The following is a 17,834-nucleotide window of genomic DNA, read 5'->3' as shown; positions in this document are numbered from 1 at the left end:
TTTCTAGAGCAGGGGATAATGACAGGCGACTGTCCGACCTTCCGCGATCCTGTGGAGTTCCGGACGTTCCTGCGCGCATCGCGGCTGGGCCAGCGGACAGCGCGTATGAAACGCACAGCCCTGCGGCGGATTTATCGGGCTTGGTACGTCACCTTTAAGCGGCGGAGGCAACGGCCGGTCCGGGCGTGGCACCGCGTTCAGCAACGCCCGCGCGTAAGGGTGGGCCGGGGCTTCCAGAACAGCCAGCACATCCCCTTCCTCCACAATCCTCCCCAGATACATGACGGCAATCCGGTCCGCCATCTGCCGCACGACCGCCAGATCGTGGGAGATGAACACACACGCCACACCCAGCGAATTGCGCAATTCCCGCAGCAGATTCACGATCTGCGCCTGCACCGACACGTCGAGCGCAGAGGTCGGCTCATCCGCGACCAGAAGATCCGGCCCCAGCATCAAGGCGCGGGCAATGTTCAGCCGCTGCCGCTGCCCACCCGAAAATTCATGCGGATACCGGGACAGAACGGACGACGACAGACCAACCTGCTCCAGCAGCGTCCCGATCCTCTCCGCAATGCCGGTCCGTCCATGGATCCGCATTGGCTCCGCCAGCGTGTCACCAATGGTCCGGCGTGGATTGAACGTCGAGGACGAGTCCTGAAACACCATCTGCATCCGGGGTCGCCAGCGGCGCAACGATCGGTCCGACAGGCCGGAAATCCGCTCCCCTTCGAAGAACACCTCTCCCGAACTCGGCGCCCCCAGCCCGATCAGCGTCCGCCCCAACGTGGACTTGCCACAACCGGACTCCCCGACCAGCGCAAGCGCCTCCCCGCGATGCACGGCCAGCGACACATCGCTCACGGCCCGCAGGGTCTCCCCGTGTGACAGACGGTAGTGTTTGCTGAGGTTTTTCGCTTCAAGAAGAATGGTCATGCGTCGTACAGCACGCAGGCCACGCGCCGCCCTTCTTCCGGTTCACGCAAAGCAGGACGCACGGCACAGTCCGGTTGCACAAAGCGGCAGCGCGGCGCAAAAACACAGCCCTCCGGCCGCGAATCCGGAGCCGGCGGACGCCCCGGAATGGTGGGCAGCGCATCAGGTCTCGGTCCATCCAGCGGCGGGATCGCCTCCAGCAACGCCTGCGTATAAGGATGCAGCGGCCGCGCCATGACCGCTGCGACTGGTCCCTGCTCCACGACAAGCCCGGAATACACGACCGCCACATGCGTACACGTCTGCGCCACGACGCCCATGTCATGCGTAATCAGCATCACACCGGCCCCGCTGTCGCGGATTTCGCACAACAATGTCAGGATCTGCGCCTGCACCGTGACATCAAGGGCCGTGGTCGGCTCATCCGCGATCAGAAGCGCCGGATCACAGGACAGCGCCATCGCGATCATGGCGCGTTGCCGCAGACCGCCGGAAAGCTGGTGCGGATAGCGTTTCGCCGCGGCTTCCGGATCAGGCACCCCCATCCGCCCCAGCAGAGCCACGGTCCGCGCTCGCGCCTCACGGCGGCTGAGGCGCTCGTGCAGGCGAATCTGTTCATCAATCTGCGCACCAATGGAGCGAACGGGCAGGAACGCCGTCATCGGGTCCTGAAAGATCATGGCCATGCCCGCACCGCGCAGACGCCGCCACTCCCGATCCTTCATCCCCAGAAGTTCGCAGCCCTCGAAACGGATGGCCCCCGAAGCTTTCAGACCCGGCAGCAGCCCCATGACACTCATCGCCGTCAGGCTCTTCCCCGACCCGGACTCCCCCACCACGCCCAGCGCATCCCCGCGCCGCACGCTTAGAGACACGTCTTCCAGCAGCGCTGTTCCGTTCGGCAGTTCCAGATGCAGGTGATGCAGCTCCAGAAGAACTTCAGCGTCCATGCCGTCCCTCCCTGATCCGCGGGTCCAGCAGGGCATAAAGCCCGTCCACCAATGCATTGGCGATGACGACGAAAACAGCGGCATACATGACCGTCGCCATGATAAGCGGCAGATCGAGCGTCGCAAGAGCCTGATAGGTCAGCCGCCCCACGCCCGGCATGGCGAACACGACTTCCGTCAGAAGCGCTCCGCCCCCCAGAAGCTGCGCGAAATCCAGCCCGAACAGCGACACATAGCTCAGCCAGGACAACCGCAGGCCATGCCACAGCCACACCCGAACCGGCCCCGCCCCCTTGGCACGCGCTGTACGGATGGAATCCTCGCCCATCGCCGTCAGCAATTCGGAGCGCAGGACCCGCGCATACAGACCGATAAAACACACCGCCAGCGTCAAAGAGGGCAGGAACAGCGCCTTCGCCCAGCCCCAGGGGCTCTGCGAAAACGGCACATATCCGAGCGGCGGCACCCAGCGGAACAGAAACGTGTCATGCCAGCGGCTCTGCGTGACGAGATTGACGACCTCGCCCAGCCAGAACACCGGCATAGACAGGCCAATCAGCCCCAGAACCATCAGGAGCCGGTCCACCCAGCTGTCGCGCAGCACAGCCGCAGCAATCCCGAACACCAGTGACCCGCTAACCCAGAAAAACGCGGCCCACAGCACAAGCGAAAGCGTCACCGGGGCCGCCTGCAACACTTCAGGCACAACGCGCTGACCGTGATTGACGAAAGACGTCAGATCCCGACTGACAAACAGTTTCTGCATCATCGTCACATACTGCGCCGGCAGCGGGCGGTCGAAACCATACTCCGCCCGGATGCGCGCTACGACCTGCGGACTGGCCCCGCGGCCGGCAATCCGCGCCGTCGGATCCGCGCCCGGCGTGGCAAAGAAAATCGCGAACACCAGAACGGAAATCCCGAAAATGACCAGCAGCATCTGCCCGGTCCGGGACGCAAAACTCCAGATCATCAGACACCGCCTTTCGGATCAATCTGGTCCCGCAGTGCATTGCCCAGAACATTCAGCGCCAGAACGGTCAGAACGATCGCAACACCCGGAGCAATTGCCACCACAGGCCGCGTATAGAGCAGCCCTTCGCCATCCTGAATGATCGTCCCCCATGACGCCGCCGGCGCCTGCACACCCAGCGACAGAAACGACAGCGCGGATTCCGCGAGCATACACAACGCCATCACCAGAGGCGCGAGTACGGCCACGGTCGGCATCAGCCCCGGCAGAATCTCCCGCCATAGAATACGGAAATCCGACGCGCCCATCCCGCGCGCCGCCATTACAAACCCCGCCTGAGACAAACTCAGCGCCCGCGCCCGAAAAGGCCGGGCGGCATAGGGCACATAAACCAGTGCAATAATCCCGATCGGAATCAGCAGATTATCCGCCCCGATGGTGATGAAACCAAGCCGGATGCCATGTCCGACCGTGACAACGGACAGTGAAATTGCAAACAGGTAGACCGGAATCGCCCAGAGCATGTCCAGAATGCGCGACAGGATCAGGTCGATCCAGCCGCCGAAATACCCGGCGCAGATCCCGAGACACGCCGCCAGACACAGACAGAACAAGGCGGACGATGACGCAATCAGGAGCGAATTGCGCCCGCCATAAAGCACACGCGCCGCCACATCCCGTCCCTGCGAATCCGCGCCCAGCACATAAGGCCCCGGCCGCCAGCCCGGCCCGATCGGACTAAGACCCAGATGCAGCGGATTGTCGTTCGGCTGCATGAGATCGACGCGCTGCCCGTTACGGGTCGTGGTGCCAGCAATATCGGATGAGAAAGGATCAACGCCGTTCAGCGTGGCGTAAAGCGGGGCTGACAGGCAGGCGACAATGATGAAAGCCAGAAGCAGGGCCGCAAAAGCACCGTCACGACGCGTCAGAACAGCGCGGACAACCCGCCGGTAACTTCCTTCCACGCCTGCTCCCATTCGTTCCGGTTTGCGTTGTTTCCTGTTCTACAGCACGAAACCACCCGGACAGAAGAGGCTCTTCGCAATCAGGCGAGATCGAGGGCCGGTTTGCGCACATGCAGACGGATGCGCTGCTGGAGCGTCCCCAGATCGGGAAGGAGTTCATTATGGAGCGCGCGCACGCTGTCATGCGCAGCATAAAAGCGCCGTTTCCCGCTGCTGCTGACCAGAATGGCCGCGCCGAGAAAGACTCCGTTGATTTCGATGATGGTTGAACCAAGCATGATGCCGGACCCTGAAGAAAGAGCCCGACAATTCAGTGTCGGGCGTTATGACATGCCGGAGACAAATGCCTCCGGACCTGAAACGAAGCAGCGCGATTGCTGCGAGCTACACATTCGACACATCATCGACCGACCGGCCCTGTTGCTGTGGACGTCACTTCAGAATGTCGGATACGACACCCGGACAGGCAGCGTCAACATATAACGCATGAACATGATGTGATATCAATAAATACGTTTTAATTAAGTTATTTATATGTTGTCACAGGACCCGTCATTTACCGTCTGCCCTTCCCCCCGTTTTCCATGTTAAGTGGGAACCATGAGCAAGAAGGTTCCGTTGTCCCCCGCCCCGTTCGAGGGCTATGCAGCCCCCCGGGGACGCGTTTTCAATTCTTTCCTGGAAACGGTGGGAGGCACTCCGCTGGTCGCGCTGCCTCACCTGACCCAGCGTGAGCATCTCAACGGGCGCCTGCTCCTCAAGCTGGAATTCTTCAACCCGCTCGGTTCCGTCAAGGACCGCATCGGTGTGGCCATGCTGCGGGACGCCGAAGCGCGCGGCCTGATCACGCCGGGTCGCACGGTTCTGATCGAGCCGACATCGGGGAATACCGGTATTTCGCTGGCTTTTGCCGCCGTGGCGCTTGGCTACAGGCTGATCGTGACCATGCCGGAAAATGCGTCGACCGAACGTCGCAAGATGCTGCGCCTGATGGGTGCGGAAACCGAACTGACCGCCGCCGCCCGCGGTATGGCCGGTGCGATCGAACGCGCCGAACAGCTCAACCGCACCCTCCCCGACGCCTGGATGCCGAGTCAGTTCGAAAACGACGCCAATCCCGCCGTACATGAAGAGACGACGGCTCAGGAAATCTGGGAAGATACGGCAGGCAAGGTCGATATGGTCGTCGCCGGTCTGGGAACGGGCGGCACGGCCTCCGGCATTGCTCACGGCCTGAAGAAACATCGCAAATCCATCAAGATCTACGGCGTGGAACCGCGCGAAAGCGCGATCCTGCACGGAGACGAACCCGGCCCGCATGGTATTCAGGGCATTGGGCCGGGATTTGAACCCGATACTCTGGACCTCAAAGCGCTGGATGGCGTTTTCGAAGTCTCCGAACAGGAAGCCGTTGCCACCGCGCGCCTCTGTGCGGCGGTTGAAGGCATCCCCATCGGCATATCCTCGGGCGCTGCCCTGTTTGCCGGAATGGAACTGGCCCGCAAGCCGTCCAGCCGCGGCAAGACGATCGTGGCGATCGTGCCGTCCTTCGCGGAACGGTATCTCTCCACGCAGCTTTTCGACGGCCTGTCCTGAGGGTCATAAAATAACTTTTTTATAAAGTTATTTTATTTAATATCCATATATGTTCGTTATTAAACTCGAATCCTGTTCCGGTCTCTTGAAGAAGAGTCGGGAGGGCTGAGAGGAGATAACGTCATGAACCTGTTTTCCGGCCGTCCCACATCTTTCGATCCCGCCTGGGCCACGCATGGCCTGCCCGGGACGGCGCAGCCCAACATCGCCAGAGCATTCCACACCCTCGGACAGCAGGTCGATCTGCTTCTGGTGCCGGGCCTGTTCGGCTCGGGCCCGGATCACTGGCAGTCACACTGGGAGCAGGCTTACGGCCTGCGCCGCCTGCAGCAGAAAGACTGGGAAACACCCGATCCCGCAGACTGGGAAGCCGCCCTGACGGAGGCTGTCGAAGCCTCCGCACGCCCGGCTTTCCTGATTGCTCACAGTCTCGGCGCCGTGCTGACCGCAAAATGGCTGACACGGCATGGCGGACGGCGCGTTGCCGGAGCTTTCCTGGTGGCACCGGCCGATATCGACCAGACGACACATCCGGATGTCGCGCTGATCCGTGCGTTCGGCCCTCTGCCCACAACGCCCCTTCCCGCCGCCTCGGCCGTTATGGCTAGCAGCAACGATCCCTGGCTATCCCTGCCCCGTGCGCGCGAACTGGCCGGACACTGGCAGTCGGATTTTCTGGAAGCCGGCGCTGCGGGCCATATCGGCAGCAGCGAACCGCTGGGCCTGTGGGAGCATGGCGCAACAGCCATGCTCGATTTCGCCAGAAGGCGGCTGCCGCTCCGGGTCCAGTAACCCGGAGCAGACGCCCTCAGGCCTGACGGCTGGAAGGTTTCCAGCGGTTGAGCAACAGGGAATTGCTCACCACCGAGACGGAACTCATGGCCATGGCCGCCCCCGCCACGATCGGATTCAACATGCCGAATGCCGCCAACGGCAGGCCCAGAATGTTGTAAATGAAGGCGAAGAACAGGTTCTGCCGGATCTTGGACAGGGTAGCGCTGGACAGGGAAATTGCGTCCAGAACCCCGGTCATTTCGCTTTTCATCAACACGACATCCGCCGTATCGAGTGCCACGGCAGACCCGGCACCGATGGCAAATCCGACATCTGCCGCTGCCAAAGCAGGCGCATCGTTGATGCCATCGCCCACCATGCCCACCAGATCGCCCTGAGCACGGTATTTCGCCACGCCTTCGGCCTTGTGCTCTGGCAGAACGCCTGCCAGATACTCATCCACACCGACCTGTCGCGCCACGACCGAAGCCGCGCGTTCGTTATCGCCCGTCAGCATCACAACACGAATGCCGCGCGCTTTCAGAGCCTGCACGGTCGTCACGGCATCGGTCCGCAGTTCATCCGCCAGCGCGATGATGCCCAGAACCTCTCCGGCCCGCGCTACGGCAATGACGGTATTGCCTTCGCTTTCCAGCGCGGCGACCGGCAGGGACGACAGGTCCAGCCCGCTGTCCTGCATGAAAGCGGGAGACCCCAGCCGTGCTTCCTGCCCGTCGATCCGGGCAATAACGCCCTTGCCGGGAACAGCTTCAAAACCCTCTGCTGCTACAGACGCGCTGACACCATTGCTCTGCGTATAGTCCACGATCGCCCGGGCCAGCGGGTGCTCTGAATTGTGCTCAAGGGCGTAAGCAACGCCCAGAAGCGTATCCACGGGAATACCCGCTGCCGGATGAACCGCCGCAACAGTCGGGCGCCCCAGGGTCAGGGTGCCGGTCTTGTCGACAATAATGGTCTTCAGCTTTTCGGCCCGCTCCAGCGCATCGGCATTGCGAAACAGAATACCGGATTGTGCGCCACGCCCCGTCCCCACCATGATGGCCGTCGGCGTGGCCAGACCCAGCGAACACGGGCAAGCAATGACCAGAACGGACACGGCAGAAACGAGACTCCAGACCGCAGATCCGGTCACAGCCCAGCCGATCAGGAACGTCAGCACCGCAATCCCGATAACGGCCGGGACGAAAATACCCGAAACCCGATCGGCCAGACGCTGCACATTCGCCTTGGAGCCCTGCGCCTGTTCGACCATTTTCACGATCCGCGCCAGTGCGGTATCCGCGCCAACCCCCGTGGCCCTGACACGCAGCGCCCCATTGGCGTTCATCGTCCCGCCAAACACGTCCTGCCCGGCTTCCTTGAGAACCGGCACGCTCTCACCCGTCAGCATGGACTCGTTGACTTCGGACGCCCCTTCAAGGACCTCTCCGTCCACCGGCACACTTTCACCAGGACGCACGACGAAAATATCGCCGACATGCATGTCCGCCACAGCCCGGTCCACGATCACGCCGTCACGCTCGACATGCGCAATCTGCGGCTGAAGCTGAAGCAGGCTTTCGATCCCGGCGCTGGTGCGGTTCTTGGCCCGCGTTTCCATGAGCTTGCCGAGCGAAATCAGCGTGATGATGGACGCACTGGCTTCGAAATAGACATGCTGATGCAGCCCGAACACCACAACAACCGCACTGAACAGCCAGGCGATAGACGTCCCCAGCACGACCAGAACATCCATGTTGGCCGAGCCACCTCGCACCGCATTCCAGGCCCTGCGATACAGATGCGCGCCGCAGACGAACTGTACGATCGTGGCGAACAGGAACTGCACCAGAACCGGTACGATCATGCGCCCGAAGAACATGCCGATCATCTCGGCAAAGAGCGGCAGGGAGAGGACGAGCGTCAGGATGAACCGGTTGCGCTCCCGCTTCCAGATGGCCTCGCGCTTGGCTTTCGGGTCTTCGCGCGTTCCCTCGTCCAGTCTTGTTGCGCCAAAACCGGCCTTCTCGATCTTCCCGATCAGAAACGCCGGCTCGACCACGCCAGGAATATAATTGATATGCGCCCGCTCAGCCGCGAAATTGACGCTAGCCTGCACGGAAGGCTGACGGTTCAGGATCTTTTCGATCCGCGCCGCACAGGCCGCACAGGTCATGCCCGACAGCGACAGGTCAAGGCTCTGCTCGTCCACGGAAAAGCCCGCGCGGCGCACGGCGGCCACAACAGTCTCGATGGAGGAGGAGGCATTTTCAAAAGCGACCTGCGCACGTTCGGAGGCGAAATTAACGGTCGCACTGACGCCCTCCTGACGGTTGAGGACTTTTTCGATCCGCGCGGCACAGGCGGCGCAGGTCATGCCGCCGACGGGGAAACTGATCGTTTCTGACATCTGGAAAGGGTCCTGTCGGCTAGGGAGACGGGAGGAAAGCTCCACAAGAAATATACCCCATACCCCTATTTTTCAAGTGCAGAAAAAGCAGCTTTTCCACTCCCGAGAACAATCTCGCGATCATGAAAAACACGCAGCGCATCATGATGCGCCACACTGACGCATGTGGTGTGGGGCAAAAAGAAAAGAAGGGCCTCGTAAAGACGACGTTCATTGACGTCGTCCAGAGCAGACGTCGCCTCGTCCAGAAACAGGATTGCAGGCCGGAACAGCAACGCCCGCGCCACCGCCAGACGCTGCTGCTCGCCCGGAGACAGCACAGCATCCCAGTCCGCAGTTTCGTCCAGCCGATGGCCGTATCCCGCCAGATTGACGGCTTCCAGAGCCTGCTGACAGAATGCGGTGTCGTAATGGTCCGGCGTCGCGGGATAGCTCAGCGCCTGACGCAGGGTCCCTGACGGAACATAGCTGCGCTGGGGCAGAAACATGGCCTGTCTCATATTGAAAGAGACCTCTCCCCGCCCGTGACGCCACAGCCCGGCCAGCGCACGCAGGAACGTGCTTTTTCCGGAACCGGACGGCCCACGCACCAGCCAGCGCTCGCCAGCCTGCATCGTCAGATCGCCAATCCGCGCAATCGGCGTCCCATCCGGCAGATCCAGCGTCAGGTCGCGGATCTGCACGACAGGTGTTTCGGAAGCAGAACGTACGATTCCACTTCGGGACGACTGACCGACAACCCGCTCGAACTCGCCCAGACGCTGAAGCACCGAGCGCAGGGTCGCCAGATCGGCATAATTGAAAATGAACCATTCCAGACTGATCCGGACCTGCGTATAGGCCGAATTGATCTGCGAATAGAGCCCGAAACTCAGGGCATGGGCCATCGCTTTGGGGGCGAGCATCAGCCAGAGCGGTATCGTTGCGACTCCGGTATAGAACTCGCTGATGAAATTGACCCGCCACGTGTAGCGCACAACGCTGCGCCAGTTGGTGGCGATGTGGGCCAGATAGCCGGACAGCCGCAACTGCTCTGCATTTTCGCCCCCATAAAAGGCGATCTGCTCGGAATTACGCCGCACATCCATCAGCCCCGCACGCAGATCCGCATCGAAATGCTGCTGGCGGTAGTTCGCGCCGATCAGCGGCGCGCCGAACCGCTCCAGTATCCCGGAAGCCACCAGCGACGTGAGGACCGCTCCCAGAAAAAGATAGCCGGGAATGTGGAAATGATGACCATGCCAGTCGAAGGACAATACCCCCCCGATGTTCCAAAGAACGACCGCGAAAGACAGCAGCGTGGTCACCGCATCAATGGCGTCCAGCCCCAGTTTGAGCGTCTGGACCGTCATCTGGGACAGATCGTCCGCAATACGCTGGTCGGGGTTGTCGGCCCGGTTCGGGCCATGTTCAAGCCGGTAATACGCCTCTTCCGACAGATACTGCCGCAGATAGACTTTCGTGTTCCACAGACGCCACCGCATCGAGAGAACCTGCGTCAGATAGGTCTGTGTCGCATGAACCCCCACGGAACCGAGCGTCACCAGAAGGTAAAATGGCAGCATCCCCAGACAGCGCCCGACCTCTCCTGCAAAGAACGCATCGAAAAACCGGTGATACCAGGCCCCGAACCAGACGGCGGACTGAACGTAGAGTACGGACAGCCCGATGGTCCCGCCCAGAAGGGACCAGGCCCACCACTTCTCTTCGGACTTCCAGTAAGGAAAAAGAACCTTCCAGTCCGCAAGGGAATGTGGCGGGGTTGCGTCGTCAGTAGTTTGCACGAAGCGTCGCCATGAAGCTGCGCGGGGCAGCCGGGAAGTTGAACTGCCACTGACCGCTGGCACGCTCGTAATAATATCGGTTGGTCAGGTTTGTTGCGTTAAGCTGAAGCCGCAGGTGGCGGTTGAACCGATACCCCGCCATGGCATCCAGAGTCATGTAACCGCCCTGGATGGTCGTGGCGTAACTGCCGCGCAGATTGCTGTTCGCATTAATTCCCGCCCCCACGTTCAGGCCTTTGAGAAAACCATCCTGGACATTGTAATGTACCCAGGACTTGAACATGTGGTGCGGTGAGAAAACACCCCCGAAGTCGCTGACCTTCGAGTTCGAAACCTTCGTATCCAGATAGGTATACCCAATGGATACGTCGAGCCCCGGCAGGATCTGGCCATCAACCTGCGCTTCCCAGCCCTGACGGCGGATCGGACCGGTCGTGACGTAGAACTGCGAGTGATATGGGTCCTGCACCGGCTGGTTGATGCTTTCCATCCGGAACAGCGCGGACGAGATGTTCAGGCGTCCGCGGAAATATTCCGCCTTGAACCCGGTCTCGACCTGATTGCCTTCCTGTGGCGCAAGACCGCCCCCACCATAGGTCTGCCTGCCGACGGCCGGCGTGAAAATGCTGGCATAGCTGGCATACCATGAGATGTTCGGCGTGATCTGGTAAACCGTTCCCAGATAGGGGGTGAGCTGCCCGCGCAGATCAGCCTGATTGACCCACTCCCCCTTCGGGGCAGGAGAAATCTTCTGAAGCTTCTCATAGTAGCGTGAAACACGCCCACCCAGAATCAGGGACAGGTGCCGGATCACCTCCAGCCGAAGCTGACCATAGAACCCCCACTGATAGGCATAGTCATCCGTCCCGTATCCATCGGCATTCTGCTTGTAATCAAAGCAGCTTGCCGGAGGCTGGGAAACGGCATTGGTGTTTTCGAGGCTGATATTGTTGTAGATATTGTTGCAGTTCACATTCGCATACTGCGTAATCTGCTCATAGGAATTGTAGTTGAACCCGAACAGCGCATGATGCGTCCTGTTGAGCAGCTTGAAACTGCCCTGAGCATACACATCCGCGGAGCGGGACGTGTTGGAGCCTCTGTACTTGGCAATTCCCTGATCCCGGTACTGAAGCTTTCCGGTCGTGGGACTGATCTTGTTCCAGGGCTCGTTGTAGAAAATATTGTAGTCCTGGTCATAGAACGTGGCGCGGGCCGTCGCCGTCCAGTCCCCCCAGAGCTTCTGTGTGATGGACGCAATCGTCTGCTGCGTCATGTAGTTCGAATACCCCCAGCTCTGGCTCGGGTTCGCATCCCGGTTTCCGGACCACAGCGTATTGGCCGTGGTCAGCGGCAGACCATAATAAGGTGCCGTAATGTCCTGCTGCTGGGCAGCATGAGAGACCATGAACGTCGTCGTGGGCGTGACATCCCACTCCAGTGCGCCATAGGCCTGCCATTTGCGCGAATGGGAGTATTTGTAGAAAAAATGGTTGTCCTGATACAGGTCGGCCGTCCGGAAACGCACCGTCTTGGAGCGGTTCAGCGGAATGGTGATATCCGTATCCACCCGGTAATTGTCAAAACTGCCTACGCTGGCCGACCCGCCCGCGGCGAAGTCCATACCAGGCTTTTTCGTCACCTGGTTGACCACACCACCCGCGCCGCCTCCGCCCTGCAACAGACCGGAGGAGCCACGAAGCACCTCGATCCTGTCATACATTGACAGATCAAAGGCCGCGTTGTTCAGCGTTCCTGCAGCGTTGGGCGTCCCATCAATCGACGTCGTGAGCTGATATCCGCGTGAATAATAATTGGAATTGGCCGTAGAGCCGGGAAAGACGCGGATCCCGTTGATCTGCCGCATCGCATCCGCCATCGTCAGCATGTTGGAATCTTCCATACGCTGCTGGGTGATGACCGAAATGGACTGCGGCACGTCCTTGAGCGCCACGGGGCTTTTCCCCCAGACCTCAACGGCAGGCGCCGTATAGGTGTGGTTGGTCCCCAGAACCTGAATATTTTCTTCTGCCGCTGCGTCCAGATCCTCTGAAGAGCGCGATACGACTGCGGCAGGGGCTGCGGCGGAGACCGCAGCAGGGGCTTTCACAGACTTCGCGGCAGGAGTTTCGGCGCGCCGGGAGACGCCGCAATGCACAGGACGCGGCGCCCTGTGTGTGGCATGGCAGACAGACGGGTGGTTTCTGGCGCGCTCTGCAACCGTATCAGCCAGGGCCGCAGGGCATGCGCCCGCCATCAGGCTGCCCCAGATCAGGGCATGATGGGAAATGGCGGAAAAGCCGAGCCGACGGCGAACTGAAATGCCATGCTGTGTCATAAGGTCTGTCCTAAAGAGACATGCCAGCCCCATGCAACAACCCGTTCCACGAAAAGCGCCGTGTCGCGGCCTGAGACTGGCAATGAAACGCTCCTGTTCAGGAGGAGGCGTGCTCCTGCTTCAGGAAACGACGTCAAATCCCGTGTCTTCGACGACGCCTCTGAACGCTGCGGGCGAAACATGGGCGGGGTCGTAAGAGACCGTCACCTTGCCGCCATCCAGCACGATATCGACGCCCGTTACGCCGTTTACGGCTTCAAGTGCGCGCTGGAGCTTGCCCGAACACCCGTTGCAGGACATGCCCTCGACCGTCATGTGCGCTGTTTCTGTCATGTCACGAAATCCTTGAAAGAGAGAGAAACTCCCCCGTTGACGGGCATATCCACATACGATGCGGGGGTAGGGTTTATATAACTATTCACCATAAAACGATTCTGGCAATAGTTCCTATTCCACGATCACAATATGATATATATACCGCACCGGGGTATGCAATTTTCATATTGCCTCCGAAACAGATTCGACAAGACAATTTTTTCAGACACGGAAAAATAATCTTTTCCGATCCCCCGGCAGGGTATAGGGTCAGATCAGATTCGAACGATGAATCGCTCCGTTTCTCCCCCTTCTGTGGTGATTTCTGATGGTCAGGACACATGCCCGGATCTGGATCGGCCTGCTGGCCTGCCTGCTCATGCAGGTCGGGCTGCTGCTCGGCACATCCACCGCGCAGGCCAGGTCTGAAGCCCCCCACATGGTCATGGCAATGCACCACATGGCCCATCACCGGAAGCCGGCCGCCACGGATTGCTGCAAAACCTCAGCGTTCCATGCCATCCCCCATCCGCAACAGTCTTCCGAAGGCTGCTGCCACACCCATGTGGTCTCAACCGACCCCATGCTGACAACGGCGTCCATCCACCCGTCCGGCCCGGTCCGTGCGACCTCCCAGGCCTTTGCGTCCGGCCTGCAGGGCCGTTTCAGCGGCACGGACTGGATCCCCGCCTCTCCGCCTCCCAAACCCCGCGCGATCTGACACACGCCTGACCGGCGTGGACCCGTCCTGCTGTCTGCAATGGGCATTCAGGACCTGACCTTCTGTCATTTTCGCGGATTTATCCTCATGACCTTTCCGTCCCGCTTCCGGGACGGCCTGACACGACGGCGTTTCGTGACGGGGATCGGCGCAGGCGGCCTTCTGGCGGCCCTGCCCCGGACCTCACAGGCGCTCTCGTCCAAGGCTGCCCCCTCTGGAGGTTCTCCTCTCAGGGCCTCTTCCGGCATTATACCCCCCCACCCCTCCGATCGGTGGAATCTGAAGGTCGGCCACACGCGCATTTCGCTTGATGGCAAGACCATGCACGCCCCGACCGTCGGCGGCACGGTGCCCGGTCCGATCCTGCGCTTCAAACAGGGCGATACCGTCAGCATTAACGTGACCAACACGCTGGATGAACCGACCTCGATCCACTGGCACGGCATCCGCACGCCCGCGAACATGGACGGCGTGCCGGGGCTGAGCTTCGGCGGCATCGCACCCGGCGAGACCTTCACCTACCGCTTCAAACTCCATCAGAGTGGCACCTACTGGTATCACAGCCATTCCGGCATGCAGGAAGCGATGGGCCTGTATGGTGCGATGGTGATCGACCCGCGCCGACCGGACCCGAACGCCTGCGACCGCGATTACGTCATTTTTTTGGGCGAATGGACGGATGTCATGCCCCATGACATCGTCAGCAACCTCAAGATGCAGGACGACTATTACGTCTTCCGCCAGCGCACAGCCGCATCCTTCCCGAAGGAAGCGCGCGAGGCGGGAAGCGCCGGGGCTGCCCTCGCGGACCGTCTGGCCTGGTCAAAAATGCGCATGGCCGCGACCGATATCGCGGACGTCTCAGGCGCGATTTACACCTATACGCTGAACGGCCACGCCCCGGACATGAACTGGAGCGGCCTGTTCAAACCCGGCGAAAAAGTACGTCTGCGCTTCATCAACGGCTCGACCATGACGTTTTTCGACATCCGGATTCCCGGGCTCGAAATGCTCGTCGTGCAGGCTGACGGCAACGACATCGAACCCGTCCCCGTGGACGAGTTCCGCATCGGCGTGGCGGAAACCTATGACGTGATCGTCCAGCCCAGGGACGAGCGCGCCTATGCCATTTTCGCCCAGAGCGAAGACCGCACCGGCTACGCCCGCGGCACCCTCGCCCCGCGCGAAGACATGATCGCCCCCCTGCCCCCCATGGACCCGCGCCCGGTCCGAACCATGGTCGATATGGGCATGGGGAACATGAAGCCCGGCGAAAGCATGAAGGACATGGACATGTCGGGCGATATGTCCGGCATGAAAATGGATGGCGACATGGCCGGAATGGACATGAAAGGCATGGATATGAGCCACATGGCCATGCCGAAGATGGAAGTGGACGATCCCGGCCCGCCACCCATCAATGTCGAAAACCAGATGCGCGCCATGATGCCGATCGACCGCACCGGCAGCCCCGGCGACGGGCTGGAAAACAACGGCCGCCGCGTCCTGAACTATAAGCAGCTCCGCGCCACGCGCCCCGGAGCGGATCTGCGACCGCCGACGCGGGAAATCATCCTGCATCTGACCGGCAACATGGACCGCTACATCTGGGGCTTCAACGGCCGGAAATTCTCGGAATCCGGTCCGATCCGCCTCAAACTCGGCGAACGGGTGCGTTTCACGCTCATCAACGACACCATGATGGAACATCCGATCCATCTGCACGGTCTGTGGAGCGAGCTGGAAAACGGTCAGGGCGATTACCGCCCCTACAAGCACACCATCATTTCCCAGCCGGGCTCGAAGCTGAGCTATCTCGTGACGGCCGATACCCCCGGCATGTGGGCGTATCACTGCCACCTGATGTATCACATGGATCTGGGCATGTTCCGCACGGTGATCGTGGCATGAAACACGCCCTTTCCCTCACGGTTCTGTCCGTTCTCGCCCTGTCCGGCACGGCCCGTGCCGACCAGACGGTCTATCACGCCGCAGATGCGCCGGAAGCGACACCCGTCGTCTATATCGGCAACATCAAACCCTCGATGGATCAGGGCACCTGGCTGCACGGCATTTTCAACCAGCTTGAAGGCCGATATGCGCCCGGCGGCACCGATTTCCGCTGGGATGGCGAAGCCTGGTTTGGCGGGGACTACAACAAGATCTGGCTCAAATCCGAAGGCACGCTCGAAAAGGGCCGCCTGAGTGATGGCGATCACGAACTCCTCTATACGCGCTCCATCTCGCCCTACTGGAACCTTCAGGGCGGCGTGCGGATGGACCTTGATGACGGCCCGACCCGCACCTGGGGCGCGTTCGGCATCGAAGGTCTGGCACTGTACGAGTTCGAGTTCGAGGCCACGGCCTATGTCAGCGACCGCGGACGTTTCGCCGCCCGCGTGGAAGGCTCTTACGACTTCCTGCTGACCAACCGCCTGATCCTTCAGCCGCAGGCCGAGTTCAATTTCTACACAAAATCCGACACGGGACGGCAGGCTGGCGCCGGTCTGTCGGACGTCGATGCCGGTCTGCGCCTGCGATACGAACTCTGGCGGAAATTCGCGCCCTACGTGGCCGTGACCTACTCCGGATATCTCACCCAGGCCCGCCGGATCGCCCGTGACCAGCACGACGACACCGGCTCCGTCCGCTTCAGCCTCGGCGTCCGAAGCTGGTTCTGATTCCAACATCCCATAAAAGAAAGTCACACATCATGCGCAAGACCCTCCTCGCACTGGGCATCCTCTTCACAACCGTCGCAGCCTATGCCGATCCGTCCATGCCCGGCATGGACATGAGCCATATGGATATGGGCGGCAAAAGCACCATGACCATGTCGTCCCCCAAAACACAGGACCCGATGGCCGGACTGAACATGGATCAGCAAATGGCCCTGTGCGCGCGTCTGGAGACGCTCAGCAAACAGAACAATCCGCTGACGCCGAAAATGAAGCAGCAGCACGCCGCCTGTCAGAAAATGGACATGGGCATGACGAGCCAGTCCGCACCGGGCGAAACGCTGGACCGCTGAAGGCGCGGATTTTTCAGCGCATCATTCGGCGGACGACCTGGAGAAGCTCGTCAATCGCGTCTTCTCCACCGTCTTCCTGCACCGCCCGGCGCACGCAGCCATTGGCATGGGAGGACAGGATCTGGATCGACACACCATCCAGAGCCGACTTGATGGCGGAAATCTGGGTCAGGATATCCACGCAGTAGCGGTCGTTCTCGATCATGTTGAGAACACCGCCGACCTGCCCCTCAATCCGGCGAACGCGGTTCGTCAGGGCCTTCTTGCGGGGCTGCTCGACACGGCGGCCGTCATCGTCCAGCGGCGCACAGTTCTCGCAGACATCCACTGCATGTTCTTTCTGGGATAGTGCCATTCCTGGATCCGCCCTTTAGTCAGACATCCGAACATCACCCTGTGGGTCCATGTCCGCCCATCCGGGCCCGCCTCCTGAGCGCACCCATAGGGCGTGTGTATGCCCCGCTGCGCCGGGAATTGCCAGTCCGCAGACGCCCATCTGCCTTTTCCCGATCGAAAAAACCGAGTCTCCCGTAGGGAAACGGGCGTTCTGTTCTGCCGGAAGAGGCGAATATTCCCTTTTTGTTTGGGATGTTGGTCCGCAACAGCCCCCATCAACGCGGATTTTCGTAAAATTTATTATAAAATCCGGTAATTTTCTCCAGTCCCGCATAGGACCCCGGACAACGCTTGATGCAAATCATTCTCACTCCCCTTCCCGGACGGGCCGGATGCGCCTATCTAGAACAGAGGCCGGAGCCCGTGAGCTTCCGCCACACCACCGGGGTACGGAACTGATGTTGTATCTGGATACACTGCCCAAGGGCGGACATGCCGTGATCGAAAAGGTCGAACAGCGTGCGCCCCTGGACCCGATCGCCACACGCCTCGGCGAGCTGGGTTTCGTCCCCGGCGAGGCCGTACAGGTTGTCGCGACCGGTCCGATGGGCAGAGATCCGATTGCCGTGCGTCTGGGCTCGTCACGCTTTGCCCTGCGCCGCGGTGAAGCGGCCCGCGTTGGCCTGCGGACCGTTTCCTGAC

At 60.9% G+C, this 17,834-nt stretch carries 17 protein-coding genes; 7 read left to right on the top strand and 10 right to left on the bottom strand.

Annotation, left to right across the window (positions count from 1 at the left end; all coding sequences use genetic code 11):
- Nucleotides 1-3: 3 nt before the first annotated feature.
- The 5 genes from HK22_RS02290 to HK22_RS02270 form a co-directional block, all read right to left on the bottom strand.
- Nucleotides 4-936, bottom strand: coding sequence for an ABC transporter ATP-binding protein (locus HK22_RS02290; protein ID WP_086648204.1), 933 nt, complete (start codon nt 934-936; stop codon nt 4-6).
- Nucleotides 933-1,886, bottom strand: a complete 954-nt coding sequence (locus HK22_RS02285; protein ID WP_086648203.1) for an ABC transporter ATP-binding protein — start codon at nt 1,884-1,886, stop codon at nt 933-935. Before HK22_RS02285 ends, HK22_RS02290 begins: the two co-directional genes overlap by 4 nt.
- Nucleotides 1,876-2,859, bottom strand: a complete 984-nt coding sequence (locus HK22_RS02280) for an ABC transporter permease (RefSeq protein ID WP_086648202.1) — start codon at nt 2,857-2,859, stop codon at nt 1,876-1,878. Before HK22_RS02280 ends, HK22_RS02285 begins: the two co-directional genes overlap by 11 nt.
- A complete protein-coding gene (locus HK22_RS02275; RefSeq protein ID WP_077802169.1) occupies nt 2,859-3,839 on the bottom strand; it encodes an ABC transporter permease in 981 nt (326 codons plus the stop codon). Before HK22_RS02275 ends, HK22_RS02280 begins: the two co-directional genes overlap by 1 nt.
- Nucleotides 3,840-3,907: 68 nt before the next feature.
- Complete coding sequence (locus HK22_RS02270) at nt 3,908-4,105, bottom strand: hypothetical protein (RefSeq protein WP_062029912.1); 198 nt, start codon at nt 4,103-4,105, stop codon at nt 3,908-3,910.
- Nucleotides 4,106-4,427: 322 nt separating this feature from the next.
- Between HK22_RS02270 and cysK the strand changes: the two genes are divergently transcribed.
- Complete coding sequence (gene cysK / locus HK22_RS02265; RefSeq protein ID WP_062029913.1) at nt 4,428-5,423, top strand: cysteine synthase A; 996 nt, start codon at nt 4,428-4,430, stop codon at nt 5,421-5,423.
- Nucleotides 5,424-5,546: 123 nt separating this feature from the next.
- Nucleotides 5,547-6,215 (top strand): alpha/beta hydrolase, encoded by a 669-nt coding sequence (locus HK22_RS02260; RefSeq protein ID WP_086648201.1) that lies wholly within the window; start codon nt 5,547-5,549, stop codon nt 6,213-6,215.
- Between the two features lie 16 nt (nt 6,216-6,231).
- On the opposite strand, the gene HK22_RS02255 is transcribed toward HK22_RS02260, so the two are convergent.
- From HK22_RS02255 to HK22_RS02240, 4 genes are all read right to left on the bottom strand, one after another.
- Nucleotides 6,232-8,607 (bottom strand): heavy metal translocating P-type ATPase, encoded by a 2,376-nt coding sequence (locus HK22_RS02255; protein ID WP_086648200.1) that lies wholly within the window; start codon nt 8,605-8,607, stop codon nt 6,232-6,234.
- 65 nt (nt 8,608-8,672) lie between these two features.
- Nucleotides 8,673-10,391 (bottom strand): ABC transporter ATP-binding protein/permease, encoded by a 1,719-nt coding sequence (locus HK22_RS02250; RefSeq protein ID WP_086648199.1) that lies wholly within the window; start codon nt 10,389-10,391, stop codon nt 8,673-8,675.
- Complete coding sequence (locus HK22_RS02245; protein ID WP_233142333.1) at nt 10,378-12,729, bottom strand: TonB-dependent siderophore receptor; 2,352 nt, start codon at nt 12,727-12,729, stop codon at nt 10,378-10,380. Before HK22_RS02245 ends, HK22_RS02250 begins: the two co-directional genes overlap by 14 nt.
- Before the next feature lie 120 nt (nt 12,730-12,849).
- A complete protein-coding gene (locus tag HK22_RS02240; RefSeq protein ID WP_077802164.1) occupies nt 12,850-13,062 on the bottom strand; it encodes a heavy-metal-associated domain-containing protein in 213 nt (70 codons plus the stop codon).
- Nucleotides 13,063-13,372: 310 nt separating this feature from the next.
- On the opposite strand from HK22_RS02240, the gene HK22_RS02235 reads away from it, so the two are divergent.
- The 4 genes from HK22_RS02235 to HK22_RS02220 all read left to right on the top strand — a co-directional run bounded on the left by HK22_RS02235 (nt 13,373) and on the right by HK22_RS02220 (nt 16,796).
- Nucleotides 13,373-13,765: a hypothetical protein gene (locus HK22_RS02235; RefSeq protein WP_086648198.1), complete on the top strand. Its 393-nt coding sequence runs from the start codon at nt 13,373-13,375 to the stop codon at nt 13,763-13,765.
- 87 nt (nt 13,766-13,852) lie between these two features.
- A complete protein-coding gene (locus tag HK22_RS02230; protein WP_086648275.1) occupies nt 13,853-15,676 on the top strand; it encodes a copper resistance system multicopper oxidase in 1,824 nt (607 codons plus the stop codon).
- Nucleotides 15,673-16,446 (top strand): copper resistance protein B, encoded by a 774-nt coding sequence (locus HK22_RS02225; RefSeq protein WP_086648197.1) that lies wholly within the window; start codon nt 15,673-15,675, stop codon nt 16,444-16,446. The genes HK22_RS02230 and HK22_RS02225 overlap by 4 nt, the downstream gene beginning before the upstream one ends.
- 32 nt (nt 16,447-16,478) lie before the next feature.
- On the top strand, nt 16,479-16,796 hold the full coding sequence (locus HK22_RS02220; protein ID WP_143412366.1) for a hypothetical protein: 318 nt from the start codon (nt 16,479-16,481) through the stop codon (nt 16,794-16,796).
- 13 nt (nt 16,797-16,809) lie between these two features.
- Here HK22_RS02220 and HK22_RS02215 read toward each other — a convergent pair whose 3' ends face one another.
- Nucleotides 16,810-17,151 (bottom strand): metal-sensitive transcriptional regulator, encoded by a 342-nt coding sequence (locus HK22_RS02215; protein ID WP_062027560.1) that lies wholly within the window; start codon nt 17,149-17,151, stop codon nt 16,810-16,812.
- Nucleotides 17,152-17,590: 439 nt separating this feature from the next.
- Between HK22_RS02215 and HK22_RS02210 the strand changes: the two genes are divergently transcribed.
- Nucleotides 17,591-17,833 carry a FeoA family protein gene (locus tag HK22_RS02210; RefSeq protein WP_077802161.1) on the top strand — a complete coding sequence of 81 codons (243 nt, stop codon included), beginning with the start codon at nt 17,591-17,593 and terminating at the stop codon, nt 17,831-17,833.
- Nucleotide 17,834 lies beyond the last annotated feature (1 nt).

This window comes from Gluconobacter sp. DsW_056 (assembly GCF_002153595.1).
GTDB classification, from domain to species: domain Bacteria; phylum Pseudomonadota; class Alphaproteobacteria; order Acetobacterales; family Acetobacteraceae; genus Gluconobacter; species Gluconobacter albidus.
This window is presented reverse-complemented; position numbering and strand designations above follow the sequence as displayed.